Origin of the sequence: Staphylococcus sp. FSL W8-1268, from assembly GCF_038003965.1 — a bacterium.
Taxonomy (GTDB): domain Bacteria; phylum Bacillota; class Bacilli; order Staphylococcales; family Staphylococcaceae; genus Staphylococcus; species Staphylococcus hominis.
Genome location: NZ_JBBOQE010000001.1, coordinates 1,097,390 through 1,120,741, shown reverse-complemented (window position 1 = coordinate 1,120,741; position 23,352 = coordinate 1,097,390). Strand labels below are relative to the sequence as shown.

25 protein-coding genes and 2 other annotated features are annotated in these 23,352 nt (G+C 30.8%); of the genes, 2 read left to right on the top strand and 23 right to left on the bottom strand.

What is annotated here, in order from left to right; translation table 11 throughout:
- Positions 1 to 276: 276 nt before the first annotated feature.
- From NST64_RS05740 to NST64_RS05660, 17 genes are all read right to left on the bottom strand, one after another.
- Positions 277 to 795, bottom strand: coding sequence for an adenine phosphoribosyltransferase (locus NST64_RS05740; protein ID WP_002448963.1), 519 nt, complete (start codon positions 793 to 795; stop codon positions 277 to 279).
- A gap of 21 nt (positions 796 to 816) precedes the next feature.
- Entirely contained in the window at positions 817 to 3,090 is a 2,274-nt protein-coding gene (gene recJ / locus NST64_RS05735) for a single-stranded-DNA-specific exonuclease RecJ (RefSeq protein WP_311059053.1), read from the bottom strand.
- 125 nt (positions 3,091 to 3,215) lie between these two features.
- Entirely contained in the window at positions 3,216 to 5,501 is a 2,286-nt protein-coding gene (gene secDF, locus NST64_RS05730; protein ID WP_107632429.1) for a protein translocase subunit SecDF, read from the bottom strand.
- Positions 5,502 to 5,697: 196 nt separating this feature from the next.
- Positions 5,698 to 5,958 carry a preprotein translocase subunit YajC gene (yajC, locus tag NST64_RS05725; RefSeq protein ID WP_002448938.1) on the bottom strand — a complete coding sequence of 87 codons (261 nt, stop codon included), beginning with the start codon at positions 5,956 to 5,958 and terminating at the stop codon, positions 5,698 to 5,700.
- Positions 5,959 to 5,974: 16 nt separating this feature from the next.
- Positions 5,975 to 7,114: a tRNA guanosine(34) transglycosylase Tgt gene (tgt, locus tag NST64_RS05720; protein WP_002455245.1), complete on the bottom strand. Its 1,140-nt coding sequence runs from the start codon at positions 7,112 to 7,114 to the stop codon at positions 5,975 to 5,977.
- 19 nt (positions 7,115 to 7,133) lie between these two features.
- On the bottom strand, positions 7,134 to 8,159 hold the full coding sequence (gene queA, locus NST64_RS05715) for a tRNA preQ1(34) S-adenosylmethionine ribosyltransferase-isomerase QueA (protein WP_002448945.1): 1,026 nt from the start codon (positions 8,157 to 8,159) through the stop codon (positions 7,134 to 7,136).
- A gap of 9 nt (positions 8,160 to 8,168) precedes the next feature.
- Complete coding sequence (gene ruvB, locus NST64_RS05710; RefSeq protein ID WP_002448957.1) at positions 8,169 to 9,164, bottom strand: Holliday junction branch migration DNA helicase RuvB; 996 nt, start codon at positions 9,162 to 9,164, stop codon at positions 8,169 to 8,171.
- Between the two features lie 29 nt (positions 9,165 to 9,193).
- On the bottom strand, positions 9,194 to 9,799 hold the full coding sequence (gene ruvA, locus NST64_RS05705; RefSeq protein WP_002448949.1) for a Holliday junction branch migration protein RuvA: 606 nt from the start codon (positions 9,797 to 9,799) through the stop codon (positions 9,194 to 9,196).
- Between the two features lie 11 nt (positions 9,800 to 9,810).
- Positions 9,811 to 10,266, bottom strand: coding sequence for an ACT domain-containing protein (locus NST64_RS05700; RefSeq protein ID WP_002448936.1), 456 nt, complete (start codon positions 10,264 to 10,266; stop codon positions 9,811 to 9,813).
- A gap of 12 nt (positions 10,267 to 10,278) precedes the next feature.
- Positions 10,279 to 11,571, bottom strand: coding sequence for a GTPase ObgE (gene obgE, locus NST64_RS05695; RefSeq protein WP_002448940.1), 1,293 nt, complete (start codon positions 11,569 to 11,571; stop codon positions 10,279 to 10,281).
- A gap of 143 nt (positions 11,572 to 11,714) precedes the next feature.
- Complete coding sequence (gene rpmA / locus NST64_RS05690; protein ID WP_002449010.1) at positions 11,715 to 11,999, bottom strand: 50S ribosomal protein L27; 285 nt, start codon at positions 11,997 to 11,999, stop codon at positions 11,715 to 11,717.
- Positions 12,000 to 12,010: 11 nt separating this feature from the next.
- Entirely contained in the window at positions 12,011 to 12,331 is a 321-nt protein-coding gene (locus tag NST64_RS05685) for a ribosomal-processing cysteine protease Prp (RefSeq protein WP_002448953.1), read from the bottom strand.
- A 2-nt stretch (positions 12,332 to 12,333) separates the two neighbouring features.
- Positions 12,334 to 12,642 (bottom strand): 50S ribosomal protein L21, encoded by a 309-nt coding sequence (gene rplU, locus NST64_RS05680; protein WP_002448968.1) that lies wholly within the window; start codon positions 12,640 to 12,642, stop codon positions 12,334 to 12,336.
- Positions 12,643 to 12,655: 13 nt separating this feature from the next.
- Positions 12,656 to 12,740: a sequence feature (ribosomal protein L21 leader region), on the bottom strand.
- 54 nt (positions 12,741 to 12,794) lie between these two features.
- Complete coding sequence (gene mreD, locus NST64_RS05675) at positions 12,795 to 13,295, bottom strand: rod shape-determining protein MreD (protein ID WP_002448950.1); 501 nt, start codon at positions 13,293 to 13,295, stop codon at positions 12,795 to 12,797.
- Complete coding sequence (mreC, locus tag NST64_RS05670) at positions 13,295 to 14,128, bottom strand: rod shape-determining protein MreC (RefSeq protein WP_002448929.1); 834 nt, start codon at positions 14,126 to 14,128, stop codon at positions 13,295 to 13,297. The genes mreD and mreC overlap by 1 nt, the downstream gene beginning before the upstream one ends.
- A gap of 170 nt (positions 14,129 to 14,298) precedes the next feature.
- The gene (locus NST64_RS05665) at positions 14,299 to 14,427 is read right to left on the bottom strand and encodes a hypothetical protein (RefSeq protein WP_002448962.1); all 129 of its coding nucleotides are present in this window, start codon (positions 14,425 to 14,427) and stop codon (positions 14,299 to 14,301) included.
- A gap of 80 nt (positions 14,428 to 14,507) precedes the next feature.
- Positions 14,508 to 14,978 carry a DUF4930 family protein gene (locus NST64_RS05660; RefSeq protein ID WP_002448941.1) on the bottom strand — a complete coding sequence of 157 codons (471 nt, stop codon included), beginning with the start codon at positions 14,976 to 14,978 and terminating at the stop codon, positions 14,508 to 14,510.
- A 167-nt stretch (positions 14,979 to 15,145) separates the two neighbouring features.
- On the opposite strand from NST64_RS05660, the gene NST64_RS05655 reads away from it, so the two are divergent.
- Complete coding sequence (locus NST64_RS05655; protein WP_002448979.1) at positions 15,146 to 15,325, top strand: hypothetical protein; 180 nt, start codon at positions 15,146 to 15,148, stop codon at positions 15,323 to 15,325.
- A 91-nt stretch (positions 15,326 to 15,416) separates the two neighbouring features.
- Here NST64_RS05655 and NST64_RS05650 read toward each other — a convergent pair whose 3' ends face one another.
- From NST64_RS05650 to NST64_RS05630, 5 genes are all read right to left on the bottom strand, one after another.
- Positions 15,417 to 15,698, bottom strand: a complete 282-nt coding sequence (locus NST64_RS05650; RefSeq protein ID WP_002448966.1) for a hypothetical protein — start codon at positions 15,696 to 15,698, stop codon at positions 15,417 to 15,419.
- A gap of 77 nt (positions 15,699 to 15,775) precedes the next feature.
- Positions 15,776 to 16,453 carry a RadC family protein gene (gene radC / locus NST64_RS05645; protein ID WP_002448999.1) on the bottom strand — a complete coding sequence of 226 codons (678 nt, stop codon included), beginning with the start codon at positions 16,451 to 16,453 and terminating at the stop codon, positions 15,776 to 15,778.
- Between the two features lie 23 nt (positions 16,454 to 16,476).
- Positions 16,477 to 17,166, bottom strand: a complete 690-nt coding sequence (locus NST64_RS05640) for a prepilin peptidase (protein WP_002448988.1) — start codon at positions 17,164 to 17,166, stop codon at positions 16,477 to 16,479.
- A 249-nt stretch (positions 17,167 to 17,415) separates the two neighbouring features.
- Positions 17,416 to 18,684, bottom strand: a complete 1,269-nt coding sequence (locus tag NST64_RS05635) for a bifunctional folylpolyglutamate synthase/dihydrofolate synthase (protein ID WP_002449007.1) — start codon at positions 18,682 to 18,684, stop codon at positions 17,416 to 17,418.
- Between the two features lie 11 nt (positions 18,685 to 18,695).
- Positions 18,696 to 21,326 (bottom strand): valine--tRNA ligase, encoded by a 2,631-nt coding sequence (locus NST64_RS05630; protein ID WP_002449015.1) that lies wholly within the window; start codon positions 21,324 to 21,326, stop codon positions 18,696 to 18,698.
- A gap of 39 nt (positions 21,327 to 21,365) precedes the next feature.
- Positions 21,366 to 21,592, bottom strand: a binding site (T-box leader).
- Between the two features lie 58 nt (positions 21,593 to 21,650).
- Here NST64_RS05630 and NST64_RS05625 point away from each other — a divergent pair.
- Positions 21,651 to 22,208 carry a DNA-3-methyladenine glycosylase I gene (locus tag NST64_RS05625; RefSeq protein ID WP_002448956.1) on the top strand — a complete coding sequence of 186 codons (558 nt, stop codon included), beginning with the start codon at positions 21,651 to 21,653 and terminating at the stop codon, positions 22,206 to 22,208.
- Between the two features lie 48 nt (positions 22,209 to 22,256).
- Here NST64_RS05625 and NST64_RS05620 read toward each other — a convergent pair whose 3' ends face one another.
- On the bottom strand, positions 22,257 to 23,327 hold the full coding sequence (locus NST64_RS05620) for an AbrB family transcriptional regulator (protein WP_002449008.1): 1,071 nt from the start codon (positions 23,325 to 23,327) through the stop codon (positions 22,257 to 22,259).
- Positions 23,328 to 23,352 lie beyond the last annotated feature (25 nt).

Genomic DNA, 23,352 nt, shown 5'->3' with positions numbered 1-23,352 from the left:
AATCAAGACATTTCTTTTCATTACTTAATTAATCCGAGTACCACTCCTATTAATTAAAGATGCGTGAGTATTAATGTAATTTTAACAAAAGTATTAAAATCTCTAAAAGATTAACTTTGGTTTAAATAATAGTTATATAATACTACAAGTTTTTAAATAAATAAATGTGATTAGATTAATGATGATACAACGATAAATAAAAAAGCGAGATAGTATTCAATCTGAATTCCTACACTCGCTTTAAAGTATATATTAATCTAATTACTAAATTAATGACTATTCATCGTAAGAAATTAAACTCATGACATCATAGTCTTTAATTTTTTCCATACCATTTAAATATTTTAATTCAATAATAAAAGCTATTCCAACAACAATACCACCTAATTTTTCTACTAATTTAATAGCCGCTTCAATTGTTCCACCTGTCGCTAATAAATCATCAGTGATTAAAACACGTTGTCCTGGTTTAATTGCATCTTTATGCATTGTTAAAACATTTGTCCCATATTCTAAGTCGTATTCATAGCGAATAACTTCACGTGGTAATTTTCCTTCTTTTCTTACAGGTGCAAATCCAATTCCCATTGAGTACGCAACTGGACAGCCAATAATAAATCCTCTTGCTTCAGGGCCTACAACAATATCAACGTTACGATCTTTTGCATACTTTACAATTTGATCAGTTGCATAACCGTATGCTTCACCATTATCCATAATAGTTGTAATATCTTTGAAACTAACACCTGGTTTAGGCCAGCCTTGTACTTCAGATACGTATTGCTTTAAATCCATTTAAAAATTTCCTCCTATGCGTTACGCTTTTTGAGCTTTAATCCAATTCTTAAGATGTGAAAAGTCATCATAAAGCATTAATTTTTCAACTTCAATTCTTGACTGTCTCGATTTATAAACTTGACTCGACTCAATAGATTGTTTACTTGGATTATCATTTATTTTAATTATACCATTTTCTTCGTAAATAAAACTTAGGTCAAGAAATACTTTTAAAATAAACTTTAAAGTATTTGGCTTAATATTTAAGTATTGACATAATTGTAAACCTTCTTTTTCTAAATTCATTTCTTTCCTAATGAATAGTGCCTTATAACTTTGTTTAAATAGATGACTACTCGGTAACCCCTCGAAATAAATTGAATGTTGATGGTGTAATACTAAATAGAGTTGTGAGTATTCTAAATGTTTTAGAGATTGTTTGACACTATCTAAATCAGTTGGTAAATCACGAAATACAATCGTATTATATGATGAATCAATTGTTTCACCGTAGTGGAAATAATTCTCCCCTAGCTTCTCTTTTTTAGAATGAATGACAAAAGCAACATTTTTAGATGACGTATCAATGTTAAGTTGTTTACGTTTACTTCTATAATCTAATATTTGCTCATTTTGAGTCGCTAAATCTTGTATCATCATTTGAGGTGTCTGATTGCCATTCCACTCATTTATTTGTAAATGTCCTATGATATTGACGGGTTGGCCTAATTCTATTTGTGTAATTAAACCACCATTTTTCCAAAATAAATGTTGTAACTTAGCTTGACCAGTTACTAATTTTAAATGATTTTTATCTTTTCCAATCACTTTAACATCATTAACTTCTGTATCATCCAATTCAAATAAAGGTTTTTCAAAATCAGTACCAAACGGTTTCAGTATTTTAATATCATGAATATTTGATACAGTAATGTCATCTTCTGAAAGTTTAGTCGTAATATGTTTTGTTGGTTCTAAAGAAGTATGTTTAGAAAGCTGAACCATCCACTCATTTAGTCCTTTTGATAATGCATCAATATTATCAATCTCCATCGTCATTCCAGCTGCCATATGATGACCACCAAATTTAGATATCAAATCTTGATGTGCACTTAAAATTTCGAACATGGACACTTGTTCAATACTTCTAGCTGAACCTTTTGCATGATGTTGTTCTAAATCTATATTTAAAATAAGAGTGGGTAAAGCATAAGTTTCTACAATTTTTGAAGCCACAATACCTAATACTCCCTCATGCCATCCTTCTTTAGCTAAAAGTAAAAATTTGTCGCCATTTTCAACTTTTTCATTAGCCATCAATAGGGCTTCTTCTGTTATTTGAGCTACAATATCTTTACGTTCAATGTTAAATGCCTCTACTTGTTCAGCTAAAAAATTCGCCTCTTCAGAATCTTCTGCCATCAGTAATTCCGCTGCTAATGACGCATCTTCTAATCTACCTACCGCATTTAAACGAGGTCCAATAATGAAACCAATTGTTTCTTCATCTATCTCATCATTAAATCCTGCTTGATTTAATAATGATTGAATTTGAAATGGACAGGATTGATTTAAATATTTAAGACCTTCTTGAACAATCGTTCTGTTTTCATCAGTCAGTGACACTAAATCTGCAATCGTCCCAATAGTTGCAAGAACTATGAAATATTCTGGAGGATGATCTATTAAACATTGCGATAATTTGTATGCGACACCGGCTCCACATAAATATTTAAATGGATACTCAAATTCTGGATGCATAGGATGAATAATGGCATACGCTTTTGGTAATGTACGGCCTATTTCATGATGGTCTGTAACAATTACATCGACTCCTAATGCTTGTACCATTTCAATTTCTTCATGACCTTGTATTCCATTGTCAACTGTAATAATAAGTGATACGCCTTCATCGTAAGCATTTTGAAAGGCGTATTTATTTGGGCCATAACCTTCGCTAAATCGATTAGGAATATACCAACCGACTTCAGCGCCCAATTTCTGCAGTGTTTGAACTAATATCGTTGTAGATGTTACGCCATCGGCATCATAGTCTCCATATACTAATATTCTTTCATTTTTATCAATCGCTAAATTAATTCGATCAACAGCTTTTTGCATATCACTCATTAGCCATGAATCATGCTTTTTATTTGTACCATTAATTAATGTATTTATCTCATCGTACTGTGTAATCGATTTACTTTCTAAAATCTTTCTTACAATAGGAGATAAATTAAATTCCTTAATAATCTCAGACGATATATTTTGTTTAGGTGCTTCATAAAGCCATTTATATTTAGATTGAATCATAAAGTTATCCTTCCTTTTTCCACAAGCAATTATACCTAAAAAAAGAATAAATAAAAAGAGGAAGAAACACTGAATTCAATTAGAATTCTTTTGTTTCTTCCACTAATTTTATATCATATATTTAATTATACTAAGATTTTTTCATCATTTGATTTTTTCTCTTTATAAACTACAAGCTTATCGTTTTCAGATTTTTTCAACTGATGTTTCTTCATGATTCCCCATAGTGGAACTGCAATAAAGATAGAAGAGAATACACCAGATAATAATCCAATAAGTAATGCTAATGAGAAGTTAAACAGACTTGATGCACCAAAGATTAGTATGGCGATAACTACTACAACGACTGTAAGAACTGTATTAACAGAACGAGTCATCGTTTGTCTAATAGATTGGTTAACAATATCATCGATTTGATGAGGTTCTGTTATAACTTTAATTTTATGAAGATTTTCTCTTACACGGTCGAAAGTAACAATTGTATCATTTATTGAGTAACCTACAATCGTTAAGATTGCAGCGATAAATGTAATATCTACTTCAAGTCTTAATAAACTGAATAAAGCAACGATAATAAATACGTCATGAAGTAATGCTAAGACAGCAGAAAGCCCCATTCTCCATTCGAATCTTAATGAAACATAGATAATAATACCAATAGCTGCATAAATTAATGCTTTCATTGCATTTTTAGCTAACTCTTGACCAATCATTGGAGAGACTGTGTTCACTGTCGGTTTATGACCATATTGATCATTAATAACTTTATTAAGTTTCAAAGTTTCATCTTTAGATAAATCATTTTTAAATTGAACTGTTGCTTGTTTATTGTCATTACCATTAATTTGAATTTGATCAGGTGTCAAACCAACATCTTTAATCGTACGTTCAACTTTCGTTTGAGATAACTTCGTATCAGAATCAAGATCTACTCTTGTACCAGATGAGAAATCAATACCTAAGTTAAGTTTAAATATACTTAGAATAATTATACCAATTACTAAAATTAAAATACTTACTCCAATTAATGGTTTTGCTAATTTAACAAAATTCCATTTTTCAAAAGCTGTTTTTAAGTCATGAACATCTACACCTTCATTGATATCATGGCGATTATTTTTATTTACACCAAACATCCAATATTTCTTCTTAAAGTAATTAGAAGAAACTAAAAGTGATAATAGTCCTCTTGATAAGAAGACAGCTGTGATGAATATCATTAAAATACCTAATAATAACATCGTAGCAAATCCTTTAACTGAACTTTGCCCAAAGAAGAATAATACTGCTGCTGCTATAACCGTTGTTAAGTTTGAATCAAAAATCGTTAAGAAAGAACTTTTATTTGCTTTAGAATAAGCCTGTTTAAGCGTTCGTCCTACTCTAAGTTCATCTTTAATCCGTTCATACATGATGATGTTTGCATCTACAGCCATACCAACACCTAATACTAATGCAGCTAAACCTGGTAATGTAAGTACACCTGAAATAAAGTTAAATGCTACTAATGTTAAATAAACATATACTGTTAAAGCTATCACTGCTACAATACCTGGTAATCTGTAAAAACCTACCATAAATAAATAGATAATTGCAACACCAACCATTGATGCAAAGATTGTTTTATCTAATGCATCTTGACCAAATTGTGCACCTACAGAATTAGAATAAATTTCTTTTAAATCAACTGGTAATGAACCTGCATTTAATAATTCTGCAATTTGCTTAGCACGTTCTACGCCTTGTTGACCCTGGAAGCCACCTGAAATTTCTACACTGTCTGAATTAATGGGTTGATCTACTGAAGCGGCTGAAACGTATTTCTGTTTATCTTCAGGTTTTTCCAACTCTTTATGATAGCTATCACCTTTTTTATAGTCTAACCACACTACCATCATATTTTCTTGTTTTTTAGAAATTTCTTCTGTAACTTTTTTGAATTTCGCACGGTCTTTTAATTTAAAAGTGACTGCAGGTTCGTTTGTACCTTGTTTAAATTCTTGTTTTGCAGAACCTTGTACAATATCTTTACCTGTTAATTTAACGTGGTCATCAGCATCACGTATAGTCAGATTTGCTTGTGAGGACAAAATTTTTCGAGCTTCATCAGGATTTTTTACCCCTGCGAGTTGTACCCTAATTCTATCAGGGTCTTCAACTTGAATATGAGGCTCAGATACACCTAATACATTAACACGATTTTCTAAAGTTTGAGCAGTAGATTGTAAAGCCTTATCATCGATTTTACCATCACCGCTAAGTGGTTTAACTTGATATAATACTTCGAAACCACCTTGTAAATCCAAACCTAGATTTACATTCTTAACTACATTCTTATATGTAAAGCCCATACCTACAATCAGTAGCGCTACAATGAGTATGAATGCAATTATTCTACTTGTTTTTTTCACATGAACACCTCATTATTTACTTATGTAATTAGAATAATCTTTTAATAAACCATGTGCAAGTGAATTAAAGATTACATCTATGTGACAAGACTTATCTATCTTAACATAACCTCTTTATTAGTGTAATCAAGATAAATAGTTAATAAAAAGACATTCCATGACAACAAACTGTCGTGGAATGTCTTTTTATTATAATTTATGATGGATCAACTTGTTTAATCGCAGGTTTTTCAAATGTCATTTCAGTACCATGACCATTTACTGTGATTACAACTGCTGTTTCATCCACAGCTTTAACTGTTCCTTTGATTCCACCAATAGTTGTAATTTTTTGACCTGCTTCGATACGACTAATCATTTCACGATGTTCTTTCGCACGTTTTTGTTGCGGTCTAATTAAAAAGAAATAAAATACTATAATTAAAATTATAGGCAAGATTAATGCTGAAACATTCATTATGTTGTTCTCCTTATTAAAAGTTTTTAGGGTTCTCTACATTTAGCCCATATTGTTCGAAAAATTCTTCTTTAAAATCTAATAAACGATCTTCTCGAATGGCCTGTCTAATATCTTCCATTAATTTTAGCAGAAAATGTAAATTATGAATAGTAGTAAGACGGATACCAAACGTTTCCTCTGCTTTAATTAGGTGTCTAATATATGCACGTGTATAATTCTTACAAGTATAGCAATCACAATTCTCATCTATAGGACTAAAATCATCTGCATATTTAGCATTTTTTATAACCAATCGTCCTTGAGATGTCATACATGTTCCATTTCTAGCTATGCGTGTTGGCAACACACAATCAAACATATCCATGCCGCGAATGCTACATTCTATTAAGGCATCAGGTGATCCTACTCCCATTAAGTATCTTGGTTTATCTTCTGGCATAAATTGAACCGTATGTTCAACCATATCGTACATCACTGGTTTTGGTTCACCTACAGATAAACCACCAATAGCATATCCAGGAAAATCCAATGATACAAGTTCTTTAGCACTTTGTTCTCTTAAGTCTTTGTACTCTCCACCTTGTATAATACCAAATAATGCTTGGTCTTCTGGACGTTGATGTGCTTCAAGACATCGTTTAGCCCATCTCGTTGTACGTTCAATTGAATCTTTTACATATTTATATTCGGCAGGCATAGGTGGACACTCATCAAATGCCATCATAATATCTGAACCTAAGTCATTTTGAATTTGCATTGATTTTTCTGGACTTAAAAACAACTTAGAGCCATTTGTATGATGTCTAAATTCGACACCCTCTTCTGATATTTTTCTAAGATTACTCAAGCTAAATACTTGGAAACCACCAGAATCTGTAAGAATAGGGCCATCCCAATTCATGAACTTATGTAAGCCCCCAGCTTGTTTGATAATATCATTTCCAGGTTGTAACCACAAATGATATGTATTTCCTAATATAATTTTAGCTTCAATTTGTCTTAACTCTTCTGGACTCATTGTTTTAACTGTTGCTTTCGTACCTACTGGCATAAACATGGGTGTCTCAAATGAGCCGTGGGGTGTATGAATAATCCCTAAACGTGCACCTGATTGCTTACAAGTTTTAATGTGCTCATAAGTTACTGCTGGCATAATCTGTACCTCTCATTCATTAAATTATTAACATTGCATCTCCAAAACTAAAGAATCTATATTTAAGTTTTACCGCTTCTTTATAAGCATTCAAAATATATTCTCGACTACTAAAAGCAGAGACTAACATCACTAATGTTGATTTGGGCAAATGAAAATTAGTAATTAACCCATCAATTGCTTTATATTCAAAACCTGGATAAATAAATATATCTGTCCAACCACTTGTGGCAACAAATTGTTCATGATCACGACGAATGGTTTCTAACGTTCTAGTAGACGTTGTACCTACAGAAATAATTCTATGCCCATTTTCTTTAGTTTTATTCAGAATATCTGCCGTTTCTTTAGTCATTTGATAGTATTCACTATGCATTTCATGATCATTAATATCCTCCACACTTACTGGTCTAAAGGTACCTAGGCCAACGTGTAGTGTAATAAATGCAATATTGACACCTTTATCTTTTATTTTCTGTAAAAGCTCATCTGTAAAATGTAACCCTGCAGTAGGCGCTGCAGCGGAACCATTTTCTTTAGCATATACAGTTTGATATCTATCCGGATCGTCTAAACGTTCTTTAATATAAGGTGGTAAAGGCATTTCACCTAACTCATCTAAGCGTTCTTCTAAAATACCTTCAAAATGTAGACGCATAATACGCCCACCTTGTTCTAATTCTTTTATACATTCAGCAATGATTTTGCCGTTACCAAATGATAAAGTATTACCTACTTTAATACGTTTTGCTGGTTTTAATAACACTTCCCAGTCATTGTCCTCTATCCTAGTAAGCATTAACATTTCTACCTTTGCACCTGTTTCTTCTTTCAAACCGAATAAACGCGCTGGCATAACACGTGTGTCATTTAACACTAATGTATCTCCAGTTTCAAAATAATCCATAATATCTGTAAAGTGTTTATGTGCAATATTTCCAGTCTTTCTACCTAGCACAAGTAATCTACTTTGATCTCTATTTTTTAAAGGTGTCTGAGCAATCAATGATTCAGGTAAATGATAATCAAACTCCTCAACGTTCATATTATTCCCTCATTCTTTAGTTTTTTTGAAATGTTCATAGGCAAATGGTGTTGCTTTTCTACCTCTTGGTGTTCGTTCTATAAATCCTTTTTGTATTAAAAAGGGTTCATAGACATCTTCGATTGTAATACGTTCTTCTCCAATTGACACTGCTATCGTATCCAGTCCCACAGGGCCTCCATTATATTGATTAATAATACAATTCATCATTTTATGATCAATGTAATCTAAGCCTTCATCATCCACTTGTAATAAGTTTAAAGCTTGCTTTGTTGTTTCGATATAAATTTGTTCATCTTCATTTACTTGTTGAAAATCTCTTACTCTTTTTAGTAGTCGATTTGCAACACGAGGTGTTCCTCTTGAACGCTTAGCAAGCTCAACTGCACTTTCATCATCAATTTTTGTACCTAATACTTCAGCAGTTCGAATAATGATTTCTTTTAAATCTGATTCCGAATAGTACTCTAATCTTAAATGGACACCAAATCGATCTCTTAAAGGGCCTGTTAAACTTCCAGCACGTGTTGTCGCACCTACTAGAGTAAAAGGTGGTAAATCAATACGTATACTACGTGCTTCATCACCTTTACCGATAATAATATCTAAGAAAAAATCCTCCATAGCAGAGTATAAAACTTCTTCTACTACACTACTTAAGCGATGAATTTCATCAATAAATAAAACATCGCCAGGTTGTAACCCAGATAAAATTGCCGCTAAATCTCCAGGTCGCTCTAATGATGGACCAGATACAGTTCTTATATTGACTTCCATTTCATTAGCAATAATATTTGAAAGTGTCGTTTTACCTAATCCTGGAGGGCCAAAAAGTAATACATGATCTAATGGCTCATCCCTTAGTTTAGCCGCTTTTATAAAAATTTCTAAATTGTTCTTTATTGATGATTGCCCAATATATTGTTTTAATTTAGTTGGTCTGAGTGAGAATTCAAAAGAAGATTCTTCATTGTGTAATGATTGATCTACCATTCTATCATCCATATTTATCCCCCCAGTTATCGTTCATAATATTAAGATACAAGCGTTTTTAAACCAATCTTAACTGCTTCATCAACAGAGTGAATGGATGTTTTATTAAGTACTTTTTCAACTTTAGAAAGCTCTCTCTTAGAGTATCCTAAAGCTGCAAGCGCTAATAACGCTTCCTTAATTATATTGTCATTTTCTTCAACTTGTCCCTCAACTTGTAACAAGGTCTCACTAGTCTCTTCTGTAATCTTAACTTTACCTTTTAAATCTAATACAATTTGTCGTGCAGTCTTTTTACCTATACCAGGAAATTTAGTTAGATAAGTATCATTTTCATTTTCAATTGCACGTTTAACTTCGTTAGGTGTACTTGTGGCTAGAATAGCTAAAGCTGATTTAGGGCCTATACCTGTAACTTTTATTAAGCTTAAGAACATCTCTTTTTCTTCTTCGCTAATAAAACCATATAATAATTGTGCGTCTTCTCTTACAATAAGTGAAGTAAAGACTTTACATTCTTGATTTAAATATTTTTGAAATCGATATGAATTTGGAGTTTGAATTTCATAACCGATACCACTAGACGTTTCTACAACAATATGTGTTGGAAACAATTGAGATAAATGTCCTTTTATATAAGCGTACATAAATACCTTCCTTACATACTCATACTAATTAATTCAACTTTATAAACATGTTGAATATTTCTCAAAGTGCCCATGACCTTTTCTATTGATAATGATTGATCTTTTGCACTCAAAGAGAGTGTAATCGTTGCTTTTTCTTCCATTGGAACACTTTGATGAATAGTTAAAACGGATAACGCTAGTTTTGAAATAATTTGTAGTACTTGAGCAAGCATTCCTACTATATCATTAACATAGAGAATCAAGGTGAATTCACGGTGTTCAAAAATCTTGTCATCTACAGGAAAAATAGTATCTCTATATTTATAAAAAGCACTTCTTGATAGATTAAACTGCTTAACTGCTTCATAAATGGACAGTGTGGAATCATTTTTTAAAGCGTCTTTAATTTTAAGCGTTTTAACCACTGATTCTGGTAAAACGTCTTCACGTATTAAATAAAACTTTTTATAATCTTTGCTGTCCACTAAAAAGCCCTCCTATTCGACGAATTCAAATTCTCCCCCAAGTATTCTAACAATATCACCATTACTACATCCACGTTCTCTTAATGCATCATCAATACCCATAGAGCGCATTTGACGTGCAAAGCGTCTTACTGCTGGATCACTATTAAAGTCTGTCATTTTAAACATGCGTTCGATTGCATTACCGCTTACTACATAGGCACCATCATCATCTCTTGTAATCGTAAATTTATCTTGAGATGGCGTATGTTTATATAATACGCGATTAACACCTGCATCTTCATCTTCTTCTACACTAAAATCAATATCTTTTACTTCTTCTAATTTATCAGCAATTGTATATAGTAATTGATCAATATTATCTCTTGTAATTGTAGAAACTGGAACAATAGTTACCTCTTCATCAATTTCTTTTTTAAATAATTCTAGGTTATCTTTTGCTTCCGGTATATCCATTTTATTTGCCACTATAATTTGAGGTCTATCTTCTAATCTTTGTTTATAATTTATCAGTTCATTATTGATGATTTGATAATCTTCAAGTGGATCTCTTCCTTCAGAACCACTCATATCTATCATATGAACAATAACTTTTGTTCTCTCAACATGACGTAAAAATTGATGACCTAAACCAACTCCTTCTGAAGCTCCTTCAATTAAACCTGGTAAATCTGCCATTACAAAACTTCTATGATCAGGTGTTGAAACCACACCTAAATTTGGTTTAATTGTTGTAAAATGATAAGCACCAATTTTAGGTTTTGCCTTAGATACAATAGACAACAATGTTGATTTCCCTACACTTGGGAATCCAACGAGTCCCACATCAGCAAGTAGCTTTAATTCTAAGGTAACATCTAGCTCTTCTCCAGGTTCTCCATTTTCACTAAAGTCTGGAGCTGGATTTCGAGGGGTTGCAAAACGTGAATTTCCTCGACCTCCTCGACCTCCTCGAGCAATGACTGCACGTTGACCTTCTTCAACTAAATCTGCTAAAACTTCTTCTGTTTCTACACTTTTAATAATGGTACCAGGAGGCACTTTTAAAACTAGGTCTTCCGCATTTTTACCATGCATATTACTACTTTGACCATTTTCACCTTTTTTAGCCTTAAAATGACGTTGAAATCTAAAGTCTAAAAGTGTTCTTAAACCTTCATCAACTTCAAAAATAACTGAAGCACCTTTACCGCCATCACCACCGGCAGGGCCACCAAATGGTACATATTTTTCTCTACGATAAGCAGTAATACCATTACCTCCATCGCCTGCTTTTAGAGATATTTTTACTTGATCGACAAACATATATCTCACCTCTTTTTATATATTTTATTAATTCATCGCTAATATTATATCATTAACTCTAAAACGTTAGATTCTATTATAATCATTTTTAAACAAAAATAAAACACCAGAAGTCTTCACTTCTGGTGTTAATTAGACAAAAATTATTCAGCTACTGCATATACAGAAACTTGTTTTTTGTCGCGACCTTTACGTTCGAAACGAACAACGCCGTCGATTTTAGCGAATAATGTATCATCGCCACCACGACCTACATTTTCACCAGCATAAATTTTAGTACCGCGTTGACGATATAAAATTGAGCCACCTGTTACGAATTGACCGTCTGCACGTTTAGCACCTAAACGTTTTGATTCTGAGTCACGACCGTTTTTTGTAGAACTTACCCCTTTTTTAGATGCGAAGAATTGTAAGTTTAATTTTAACATCGGGATACACCTCACTTATAATTTAATCTGATATTTTCATTATATTCATCTTCAATCGTTTGTAAAGACACAAGCATTGCTTGAAGAATTAATTGTGCTTGCTCATTGTTAGTGTCTACTGATCTAATGTGAAAATGACCACCGTCATCATCATAATCGATATCCGGCTTTTCAGAAGTTAAACTTAAAATAGCATTTACACTTCCAAAAAGAACAGCTGAAGCCCCTGCACAAACAATATCATAGCCATAATCACCATGATTAGCATGGCCATCCATAATGACGTCTGTTACTTTACCTTCATCATTAATTGAAATATCAACAGTAATCATAATTAAGCGTTGATTTTATCAATTGTTAATTTAGTATAAGGTTGACGATGACCTTTTTTACGTTTTGAATCTTTACGACGTTTGTAAGTGAAAACAGTAATTTTTTTACCGCGACCTTGTTTGTTCACAGTAGCAGTTACTGTAGCTCCTTCAACAGTTGGAGCACCAACTTTAACTGAATCTCCACCTACAAATAATACTTTATCAAATGTGAATGAATCACCTTCATTAACATCTAATTTTTCAACGAAGATCTCTTGACCTTCTTCTACTTTAATTTGTTTACCGCCTGTTTCGATAATAGCAAACATACTTTGCACCTCCTATAATTATAAGTCACGCCATATACAGGTGATAAAATAAAAACATTTTAACGCTTAAACCTGTATTTGAGCGGTTGTATGTAGCTATAAAACTACTCAACTACTGCATCTTACCATTACTTATATTCAATGTCAATCTATTATATTGGCTTTTTAAAAAATTTAAAGAATATAGGCATAAAAATAATTAATAAAATAATATTTAATATAAGTGTTGGGATAATACGTAGTAATATAAAATTTAGTAAATCAAATTCTACATAGCTAATGACAGAATATATAATTGCTACAAATATTTCAAGAATCATTACACCAATGATACTGAACCAATATACCATAATATAGTCTCGGTAAAAAATCTTCAAGAATTTATTAAATATTGTTATTAAGAATATATAACCAAACAAATATAAACCATATACACTGCCAAAGTAGATATCAGTTATAATACCTAAAAAAATGCTTAGTAATAATGTGACCATAAATGGTCTATAAATTGATAAAAGTAATAAATACATTAAAGTTAAATGAGGAACTAAGATAAATGTTAGGTTTCCTATATGAAAAGGAATAACTAAACTAATAAGTGTATCAAGATAAAAAACGATGATACCAATCATTATATAAACGAACGCTTTCATTATCGGGTCTCTCTTTCATTGAAATCCGTATTATTACTTTTTTTCGCTATGTATACATGTTGAATATCTGATAAATTAGCTCCAGTTTTCACTCTCACTTCTTTTGCTAAACCATATTCATCATTTTCTACCTTCGTCACTTCTCCTATGTATAAATCACTTGGCAATTGGTCGGCTAATCCACTTGTTACTACTTTGTCACCTTTTGAAATTTTATCCTTATTATTGATATTACTAATAATTAATTCCTGAGTTTTATTATCATAGTGATCAATTAATCCAAAAACATTTTTAGAATGATGTTGAATATTGACTGATAGTTTTCCAGCTCTTGTACTCGTAGAAAGTAAATCAACTTGAGAAGAAAATTGATTCACTCTAGTTACTCTTCCAATTAAACCATCACTAGTAAACACTGCCATATTATTGCTTACACCAGCTTTTTTACCTTTATCAATAATCACTGTATTCATCCATTGATCTGGATTACGTGCTATGATGGCACCTGAAATTGCATCGTATTTTGAAGCATCAGTCATATCAAGTTCTTTTTTTAAGTTTTTATTTTCAGCTTCTAATGCTTCGTTTTTTGCTTTTAATTGATTAACTTCATTATGATTTGATTTGTTAGATTTTAAGAAGTTACCTATAGCTCCAGTCACAAAGTTTACCGGGTAACTAATTACTCTCTGACCAAATGACACTGAGTCCCCCACATATTGCTCAGGAGGTGATTGAGTTTGTGAACGAATGGACAAACCAATCAATGCAATAAAAATAATTATTGCACAAAAAACAACAATTAACTTGTTATTTTTAAAAAAATTTAACACTCATAACACCTCTACTATTTATTTTAAACTATTATATTCTATTTTATATTACTCTAGGATTGAAATAAAGAATAATATTAAATATTATCTTCAAAGAAGAAAAAAGGAACAAGTTAGAATCTTCATTGAATTCTAGTACTTGCTCCTATCAAATGTCATCTTATTTAATTTTACGATTTTTTATTCGAATTATCTTTTTTATCTTCTTCATAGAGCGTTTCATCTTTTCTCCATTTCGAAAATAAATTTTGTGCTTTTGCTTGTTCATTTGCTTGTTTTTCTTTAGATTGTTCAGACATACATTACACCAACCTTCAAAAGATTATTGTATCTATTCTAGACATTAACGCATTTATTTATTTTTTTCAAATTATATTTTTTAATACTCATTCTGAGGTTTTAAAGTAATTGATTGTCCTAGACGATTTAATTCCTGTTCCATTTCAATTTCCGTACTAAAGACTTTAATCGTATCACTTCCGAATTTATAGATGATAAATTCATTATCTCTTTGCCCTACAATGTAATTTTCATTATATCCCATCCTAACTATACCTGAAACTTCCATAAATTCTTTTTTATCTATAAATTTAAATACATTTTTCGTTTGACTAGCAGGAATATTCTGAAGTAAATTGTTTTCTTCTATAGTATAACTTTTTCCATTAGTGGGCACTGGTGTTGATGTTTGATTACTTGGTAGAAGCTCGAATTGGTTACTAAGAGGTTGATTCATAGGATTCCAGTCCTGTTCTCTTAAAAATGGGGCATATTTTAATGCAAAATAAACAATACTAAGGATTGCAATAACTGCTACTATATTTTTAAAAATACTAAATACCATTCGCAATTAAATCCCTCCAATTTTAAACCTAAATTATTATAAATATAAAATAGATTTCATCCATCGGTCTAAAGAAGTAAATTAAGTAAATTCTTTAGACTGATTAACATTTTCTTAAAATATATTATAATAATTAATATCACTCGTAAAATAAATTTAGAGGAGTGTGAGAAATGAACATTCTTACAATTATTTTACTTATCTTGCTTGCAGTTATACTTTTTAAAGTAGGATTTGCACTTTTAAGATTTTTAATCTCTGCTACTTTTATTATTCTCGGACTGTATTTAGCCTATCAAGGTGTTCTTTGGATTTTAGAAAATTTTAATGTGCTTTCAGCTTATATAAGATAATGAAAAAGCTAGTTACTTTTCAATGTAATTGATACAATCTATCCCTTTATTAATTCGTTTATGATTGTATTGTATGAAAAGTTAACTAGCTTTATTTACGATTGCTTTGAGACAAGTATTCATAAATTTTATATATTGTTGCTAATAGTAACCCAAATATCGTTCCAGTTACTATATCACTAATAAGTACAATATATAATTGAGTATGCGTTTGGTTAACGAATACTCCAATAAAAGAAAAAGTTGTAATACCAACAATCGATAATAATACAGTATTAAGTGTTTCTTTTAAACGAATTGTTTCTTGTTTAATATTCAATCTCATTATGTAAATAATAGGTATTAATACCCCTATGATTAAAAATAAAGTCATCGTACACCTCTAAATATATAATTAAGGTTTATTATACTAAAATTTTAACAATGAGACTATAAATACTTTTTAACCTTTTATACGAAATATCCCTCCTCTACTAAACTAGTAAATTTTTGATCACCGATAATAATATGGTCAAGTAATTCAATGCCAAGAATTTGTCCACATTCTTTAAGTCTAATGGTAGTAGCAATATCTTCTTTTGAAGGCGTCACATCTCCAGATGGATGATTATGAATCACAATTATTGCATTACATGAAGCTCTAATGGCAGCATTAAAGACTTCTCTCGGGTGTATCACTGAAGAATTTAATGTTCCTATAAATATAGTTTCTTCTTTAATCACTATATTTTTAGTATTTAAAAATAAAGCAACTAAATGCTCTTGAGTTAAATCTTTCATTTTAGACATCATCATATCTGCGACATCTTTAGGAGATTTAATCTTTACTTTTTCAATCGAATTACGTTTATTTATTCTTTCTCCCAATTCGAAAGCGGCTTTTAATGTCACTGCTTTATGCAATCCTATACCTTTTATTTTTAACAAATCATGTATTGAAAGTAATTTTAATTCTTTTAAATTATTTACTTTATTAATCATTTCATTCGCAATATCAATACTTGAAACCCCTCGTCGTCCAGTGTTAATTAAAATTGCTAATAATTCACTGTTAGACAAACTTTTTTCACCATATTGAATGAGTCTCTCTTTAGGAAGCTCACTTTTGGCCATATCTTTAATTTTCAAAAACATCACCTTTTCTTTATTAGTTACATAATATTGTTGGAAAAATTAATTAATAAAATATATGAGATTGAAATAAAAGGAATAAGTGGGATTTTACGTATCTTAAAACGAAACATGATGATATAAAACATAAGACCAATTGCACAAGTTAATAATATTAGATGAAGCATAAATTCATAAGTATAAAATATAGAAAGTATACTAAGTAATAAAATATCACCGTACCCTATACTTTTAGAATTTAACAGAAAAAATGTATGTAATAGAAAGAAAATAAATATAAATGAAATCAAATGTAATGAAGAAATATAGATACCGACAATGAAAAAAATGAGGATTAAGTTACTGTTGATTGTTAATGTTTGAATATCGGTTAGAGACATCGTTATCAACATTAAACAAGTTAATATAAAGAGAGAATAATTTATATGTATATCGATAAATATTAAATATGGGACAATAAGAAACGATAATATTTCACCTATAATATAGGAACGCTTTAAAGGATTTGAACAACATCTCGAGCGTCCTTTTAAGAATATGAAACTTAATAATGGTATAGTATCAAACCACTTTAATGATGTATGACAATAATCACATTGGGATCGTCGCTTGAAATATTGAAGATTCACTTTCTCTATACTTGAAAATTGATATAAAAAACTAAATATTACACTACACGTAAATGCTAATAATACTATTATACTTATCACCTCATATCATTCATTATAACTAAAATATGGTCTAAGTAAATGGAATAACGAGGATTAGATTAAATTCATTTCAATAAATAAATATATCTTCTTTAAAGCATTTTAAATTCAATAAAATGAATAAAACTTTTATTAAAAATAATCAGTCCACTCTTAATCTATCAATTATATAACTAATAAAAAAGCTATGAAGAAGTTTAATTTGTAACTTTCTTCATAGCTATATTTAGACATTTAACATACTATATATTATGAATTAAATTCAACTTTCGATTTTACTTCACTTATAAAATATAAACTACCTGTAATCAATAAGCCCTCACCATCATAATGATTTATAAAATCTACATAATCATCAATATATTCGATGTTATCAGCATCTATACTCTCAAGTAATTCTTGTTTAGATAAGGCTTTATGAAAATCAAATTCAGTAAAATAAAAGGTACCAGCTAAATTTTGTAATTTACTTAACATTTCGTTTACAGGTTTACCTTTAATGGCTGAAAATAAAACATCCATTTTCTCAAGATCATAATAATTTTTGATTGTTGAAACTAATGCTTCAACACTTTCATTATTATGTGCTCCGTCAATAATAATAAGAGGCTTTTCTTTAACTTGCTCAATACGTCCTGTCCAACAAACACTTTCAATAGCATCAATCATTTTATTAAAATCTAATTCAATAATATTTTCTTCGTTCAACTCTATTAAAGCTGTAATAGCTAATGAAGCATTTTCTTTTTGATGATCACCTATCATATCTAAGATGATTGTTTCTAACTCATAATCTTTATATCTATAAGTAAATTCATCATCTTCAGATACAATAATGATTTCTCTATCTAGTTCAATTGGCTTTGCATTCTGATTTACCGCTAAATCTCTAATGTATTTTAAAGCTTCCTCATTTTTGACTGCATAGATGACGGGTACATTAGGTTTTATGATAGCACCTTTATCTTTTGCGATATCTAAATACGTACTTCCTAAAATATCAGTATGATCTAATCCTATACTTGTCAAAATTGAAAGAATAGGAGTAAACACATTAGTTGAATCATTTTTAATTCCTAGTCCCGCTTCTACAATAACAAAATCTACAGGATGTATCTCTCCAAAATATAAAAACATCATTGTTGTTATAATTTCAAATTCTGTTGCAGAACCGAGTTCGGTTTCTTGTTCTAACGCTTCACTTACTGGTTTAACTCGCTTTACTAATTCAACTATTTCGTCATTTGAGATCGGATAACCATTTAAACTAATTCGTTCATTAAACGTTTCAATAAAAGGAGAAGTAAATGTTCCAACTTCATATCCATTCTCAACTAATGCAGCTCTTAAATAAGCTACTGTAGAACCTTTACCATTTGTTCCACCCACATGAATACCGCGAATATTTAATTGAGGATTATTTAAGTGGTTAAGCATCCATTCCATTCTTTTAACACCAGGTTTAATACCAAACTTAGTGCGCTCATGTATCCAATATAAGCTATCTAGGTAATTCATTGACAATTCTCCTATGCTTTTAATTGTTCAATTCTGTTTTTAACACCATTATATTTTTCTTGATATTTTTGTTGTTTTTCGCGCTCTTCATTTATAATTTTTTCAGGTGCTTTATTAACAAAATTCTCATTTGATAATTTTTTATCAACACGGTCTAATTCTTTTTGAAGTTTGTCTAACTCTTTCTCTAAACGTTCAATTTCTTTATCCATATCAATAAGTCCTTCTAACGGTAAAATGACTTTACCAGCAACTACTACCGCTGTCATCGCTTTTTCAGGAATATCTACATTTGTATCAATGGTTAATTCACTTGGATTACAAAATCTATGAATATAATCCGCATTTTTTTCTAAGATTGTTTTAATTTCTTCATTTTTAGCTTGAATGAGAATAGGGATTGATTTAGAAAGTGGTGTGTTTACTTCTACGCGTGATTGTCTCACAGATTTAATAATTTCAACTAATTGTTCCATTGTCTGTTTACTTTCATCAAACACAAACTCTTCTTTAACTGTCGGCCATGCTGCTTTTACAATTGTTTCTCCTTCATGCGGTAAACTTTGCCAAATTTTTTCAGTTACAAATGGCATAAATGGATGTAGCATTCTCATTATTTGATCAAGTGTATAACTTAGAACAGAACGTGTTGTTTGTTTTTGAGCTTCATCTTCACCATTCATTGGTATTTTACTCATTTCAATATACCAATCACAGAATTCATCCCAAATAAAGTTATATAAAGCACGTCCAACTTCACCAAATTCATATTTTTCACTCAGATTAGTAACGGTCTCTATTGTTTCATTTAGTCGTGTTAAAATCCATTTATCCGCTAAAGATAAATTACCAGATAAATCAATGTCTTCCACTTTAAAGTCTTCTCCAATATTCATCAAGCTAAAGCGAGCACCATTCCAAATTTTATTAATAAAGTTCCATACAGATTCAACTTTTTCGGTAGAATAACGTAAGTCATTACCTGGAGAAGAACCAGTTGCTAAGAAGTAGCGTAAACTATCTGCTCCGTATTTTTCGATGACATCCATTGGATCTACACCATTACCAAGTGATTTACTCATTTTACGACCATCTTCAGCTCTTACTAAACCATGAAGAAGTACATCATTAAATGGTCGTTTACCAGTAAATTCTAATCCTTGGAAAATCATTCTTGCTACCCAGAAGAAGATAATATCATAACCGGTTACAAGAACATTCGTTGGATAGTAACGTTGATAATCTTTTGCTTCTTCATTAGGCCAACCTAAAGTTGAGAATGGCCATAACGCACTTGAGAACCATGTATCTAACACATCTTCATCTTGAGTCCAATTTTCGATATCAGCAGGTGCTTCTTCTCCAACATATACTTCACCTGTTTCATTATGATACCAAGCTGGAATTTGGTGACCCCACCATAATTGTCTAGAAATAGTCCAATCTCTAATTTCTTCCATCCAACGATTAAATGTATTTTCAAAACGTGGTGGATAAAAATCAATTCGATTATCTGTTTTTTGATTATCTAGTGCTTGTTGCGCAAGTGGTTTCATTTTTACAAACCATTGTGTAGATAAATAAGGTTCTACTACTGCACCAGAACGTTCTGAATGACCTACAGAATGCATATGTTCTTCAATTTTAATCACTAAATCTTGAGCTTTTAAATCTTCTACTAATTTTTTACGACATTCGAAACGGTCTAAACCAGCATACTGAGATGCATTGTCATTCATTTTTCCATTTTCATCCATTACGATAATGTTTTCTAAATGATGTCTCTGACCAATTTCAAAGTCATTAGGATCATGTGCAGGTGTAACTTTCATAGCTCCACTACCAAATTCAATATCAACATACTCATCTGCTAAAATTGGTAATTCTCTACCTATAATTGGTAAAATCACTTTTTTTCCTATAACATCTTTATAACGTTCATCATTTGGATTAACGACTATAGCAGTATCCCCTAGCATTGTTTCAGGACGAGTTGTGGCAATTTCAATATATCCATTACCATCAGCATAAGGATATTTAAAATGATAAAAATGACCTTGCACATCTTCATGAATCACTTCTATATCTGACAATGCTGTACGTGCGACTGGATCCCAATTTATAATTCGCTCTCCACGATAAATAATTCCTTTATTATATAAATCAACAAATACTTTTCTAACCGCTTTACTTAAGCCGTCATCAAGAGTAAAACGTTCTCTACTATAATCAAGACCTAAGCCTAATTTAGCCCATTGTTTACGAATAAAAGATGCATATTCTTCTTTCCAAGACCAAGCATGTTCTAAAAATTTTTCACGTCCTATATCATGACGAGAAATACCTTGTTCTTTTAATTTAGCATCTACTTTAGCTTGTGTTGCAATACCCGCATGATCCATACCAGGTAAATAAAGCGTATCGTATCCTTGCATACGTTTCATTCGAGTAATAATATCTTGTAATGTTGTATCCCAAGCATGTCCTAAATGTAATTTACCAGTCACATTCGGCGGCGGAATAACAATTGTATATGCTTCTCTAGATTCATCTTCTAGAGGTTTAAAGTATTCATTTTTTACCCATTCTTCATAACGTCCCGCTTCAACTTCACGAGGATTATACTTTGATTCCATTTTCATTGAAATAACCTCCTAAAATAAAAAAGCATCCTTCCTAATATATAGGACGGATGCTCCGTGGTACCACCTAAATTCAAGACGATACCTCCATATCTTCTTGCACTTATTTATGATTAACGCTCATACACGCTTCTATCTACTATTATATGTGTATTCAATAAAAGAACTTGTGGGCTACCTTCAGTTTGATCATTATACATATTTACACCGTCCATATGCTCTCTTTGATAAGTATCAAACATACTCTTCCCAAAAAATATATTTAATTACTAATTAATAGTATAATAGAAAACAATGATAAGTCAATCTTTTGGAGGAATATTTATGAACGCATGTGCCTTTGGAACTACAGACCCTATTTATTTAGATTATCATAATAAAGTATGGGGACAACCAGATTTTAATAGTCTTTCACTTTTCAAATTACTTGCACTTGAATCTCAACATGCTGGTTTATCTTGGTTAACTATATTAAAAAAGAAAGAGGCTTATGAAAAAGCATTTCATCAATTTGATCCTATAAAAATTTCTAAAATGACAGAGAAAGATATTAATGCTTTAATGACCTTTCCAAATATCGTACATAATAGAAAGAAATTAGAAGCCATAGTATCTCAAGCTAAGGGTTATTTACAAATTGAAAAAGAATATGGTAGCTTCAGTAAGTTTTTATGGTCATATGTTGATGGACATCCTATTGACTTGCACTATAAAACTCCCTCAGAACGTATTACAGTTGATGAAAGAGCAAAACAACTTTCAAAAGATTTAAAAGCTTATGGTTTTAAATTTTTAGGACCTGTAACTGTATTCTCGTTTATGGAAGCGGCTGGTCTATATGATGCTCACTTAGAAGGATGTCCTTCAAAACCTAATCATTAAATATTAAAAGGAGTAGAACAGATTATTTTGAATTCGTAGTTCTACTCCTTATGATTGATTATCACTTTTTTTTCGTTTTAAAAAGTAATTAATTATTGGTGCTACTAAAAATAATATAAAAAATATCCTAAAGATATGAAAACTTGATATCTTAGCAACATCTGCACCAGTAGCTATGGCAACTAGCACAATTTGACTCATACCTCCAGGAGCTCCACCTAAAAATAATTCGTTTAGTGAATTATGAGTAAACAAATGAACAATAAAGACCATCAAAAATGATCCTAAAATTAAACTTATATTTTGATACATAATTGCTATAGCAATGCGACCTTTTAAATCACCTAATAAATGTGCAATTTGTAAACCAATTCTAATCATATAAATCACTTGTGCAAAAGCAAGAATATAATTATCTAAAGTAAAAGTCAGATGAGTTGATAAATTCCAAACAATTAAAACGACAATTGGAGCGAGTAATTGTTTTGTTGGAAAATTTATTTTTGACATTAAGAAATAAACAAAAGCTATAGCAATCATAATTAAAGCAATTTGGGGCACATTTAAAGCTCTTGTTAATGGTGTAGCTTTATGAATCATCTCTTCACTTGATGATGAATTGCTAAATAAAAAAGAAATAAGTGGTACAAGTACGACTACAAAAATAACCCTAGAAGTTTGGGTTAAACTTACTACTAAGATATTCGCTTTTTTATCTTCTTCAGCCATAATTAACATTTGACTTAAAGCGCCAGGTATTACACTCAAGATAGCAGTTTCAGTATTAACTCTTGCAATTTTTTTGAAAAAATAAGCAATCAATAATGATAACGTGATGAGTAAAACAGTCACCGTCACAATGGTTAACCACTCATTTTTGATATCGTTAATGACTTGTGACGTAAACGTAGATCCTATTTGTACTCCAAGTAATATTAAGCCAATCTGACTAATCCAAAAAGGCCATTTAATATTTAGTTTTAGTACTTTAACCACAATAATTGAGGCTATAATGGGCCCAAACATAAAGGGTAAAAGCATATGAGATAATTTTAATATTAAACTCATGATTATCGCTATTATTAATAATATAATATTATTTAGCCAAATTCGCCTCAAAAATCATCACTTCTTTCTAGATTAA

What these genes read in the sequence shown, in the direction of transcription:
- NST64_RS05740 (WP_002448963.1), bottom strand. Translation starts at nt 795, where the DNA reads ATGGATTTAAAGCAATACGTATCTGAAGTACAAGGCTGGCCTAAACCA.
- recJ (WP_311059053.1), bottom strand. Translation starts at nt 3,090, where the DNA reads ATGATTCAATCTAAATATAAATGGCTTTATGAAGCACCTAAACAAAAT.
- yajC (WP_002448938.1), bottom strand. Translation starts at nt 5,958, where the DNA reads ATGAATGTTTCAGCATTAATCTTGCCTATAATTTTAATTATAGTATTT.
- tgt (WP_002455245.1), bottom strand. Translation starts at nt 7,114, where the DNA reads ATGCCAGCAGTAACTTATGAGCACATTAAAACTTGTAAGCAATCAGGT.
- queA (WP_002448945.1), bottom strand. Translation starts at nt 8,159, where the DNA reads ATGAACGTTGAGGAGTTTGATTATCATTTACCTGAATCATTGATTGCT.
- ruvB (WP_002448957.1), bottom strand. Translation starts at nt 9,164, where the DNA reads ATGGATGATAGAATGGTAGATCAATCATTACACAATGAAGAATCTTCT.
- ruvA (WP_002448949.1), bottom strand. Translation starts at nt 9,799, where the DNA reads ATGTACGCTTATATAAAAGGACATTTATCTCAATTGTTTCCAACACAT.
- obgE (WP_002448940.1), bottom strand. Translation starts at nt 11,571, where the DNA reads ATGTTTGTCGATCAAGTAAAAATATCTCTAAAAGCAGGCGATGGAGGT.
- rpmA (WP_002449010.1), bottom strand. Translation starts at nt 11,999, where the DNA reads ATGTTAAAATTAAACTTACAATTCTTCGCATCTAAAAAAGGGGTAAGT.
- NST64_RS05685 (WP_002448953.1), bottom strand. Translation starts at nt 12,331, where the DNA reads ATGATTACTGTTGATATTTCAATTAATGATGAAGGTAAAGTAACAGAC.
- rplU (WP_002448968.1), bottom strand. Translation starts at nt 12,642, where the DNA reads ATGTTTGCTATTATCGAAACAGGCGGTAAACAAATTAAAGTAGAAGAA.
- mreD (WP_002448950.1), bottom strand. Translation starts at nt 13,295, where the DNA reads ATGAAAGCGTTCGTTTATATAATGATTGGTATCATCGTTTTTTATCTT.
- NST64_RS05665 (WP_002448962.1), bottom strand. Translation starts at nt 14,427, where the DNA reads ATGTCTGAACAATCTAAAGAAAAACAAGCAAATGAACAAGCAAAAGCA.
- NST64_RS05655 (WP_002448979.1), top strand. Translation starts at nt 15,146, where the DNA reads ATGAACATTCTTACAATTATTTTACTTATCTTGCTTGCAGTTATACTT.
- NST64_RS05650 (WP_002448966.1), bottom strand. Translation starts at nt 15,698, where the DNA reads ATGACTTTATTTTTAATCATAGGGGTATTAATACCTATTATTTACATA.
- NST64_RS05635 (WP_002449007.1), bottom strand. Translation starts at nt 18,684, where the DNA reads ATGAATTACCTAGATAGCTTATATTGGATACATGAGCGCACTAAGTTT.
- NST64_RS05630 (WP_002449015.1), bottom strand. Translation starts at nt 21,326, where the DNA reads ATGAAAATGGAATCAAAGTATAATCCTCGTGAAGTTGAAGCGGGACGT.
- NST64_RS05625 (WP_002448956.1), top strand. Translation starts at nt 21,651, where the DNA reads ATGAACGCATGTGCCTTTGGAACTACAGACCCTATTTATTTAGATTAT.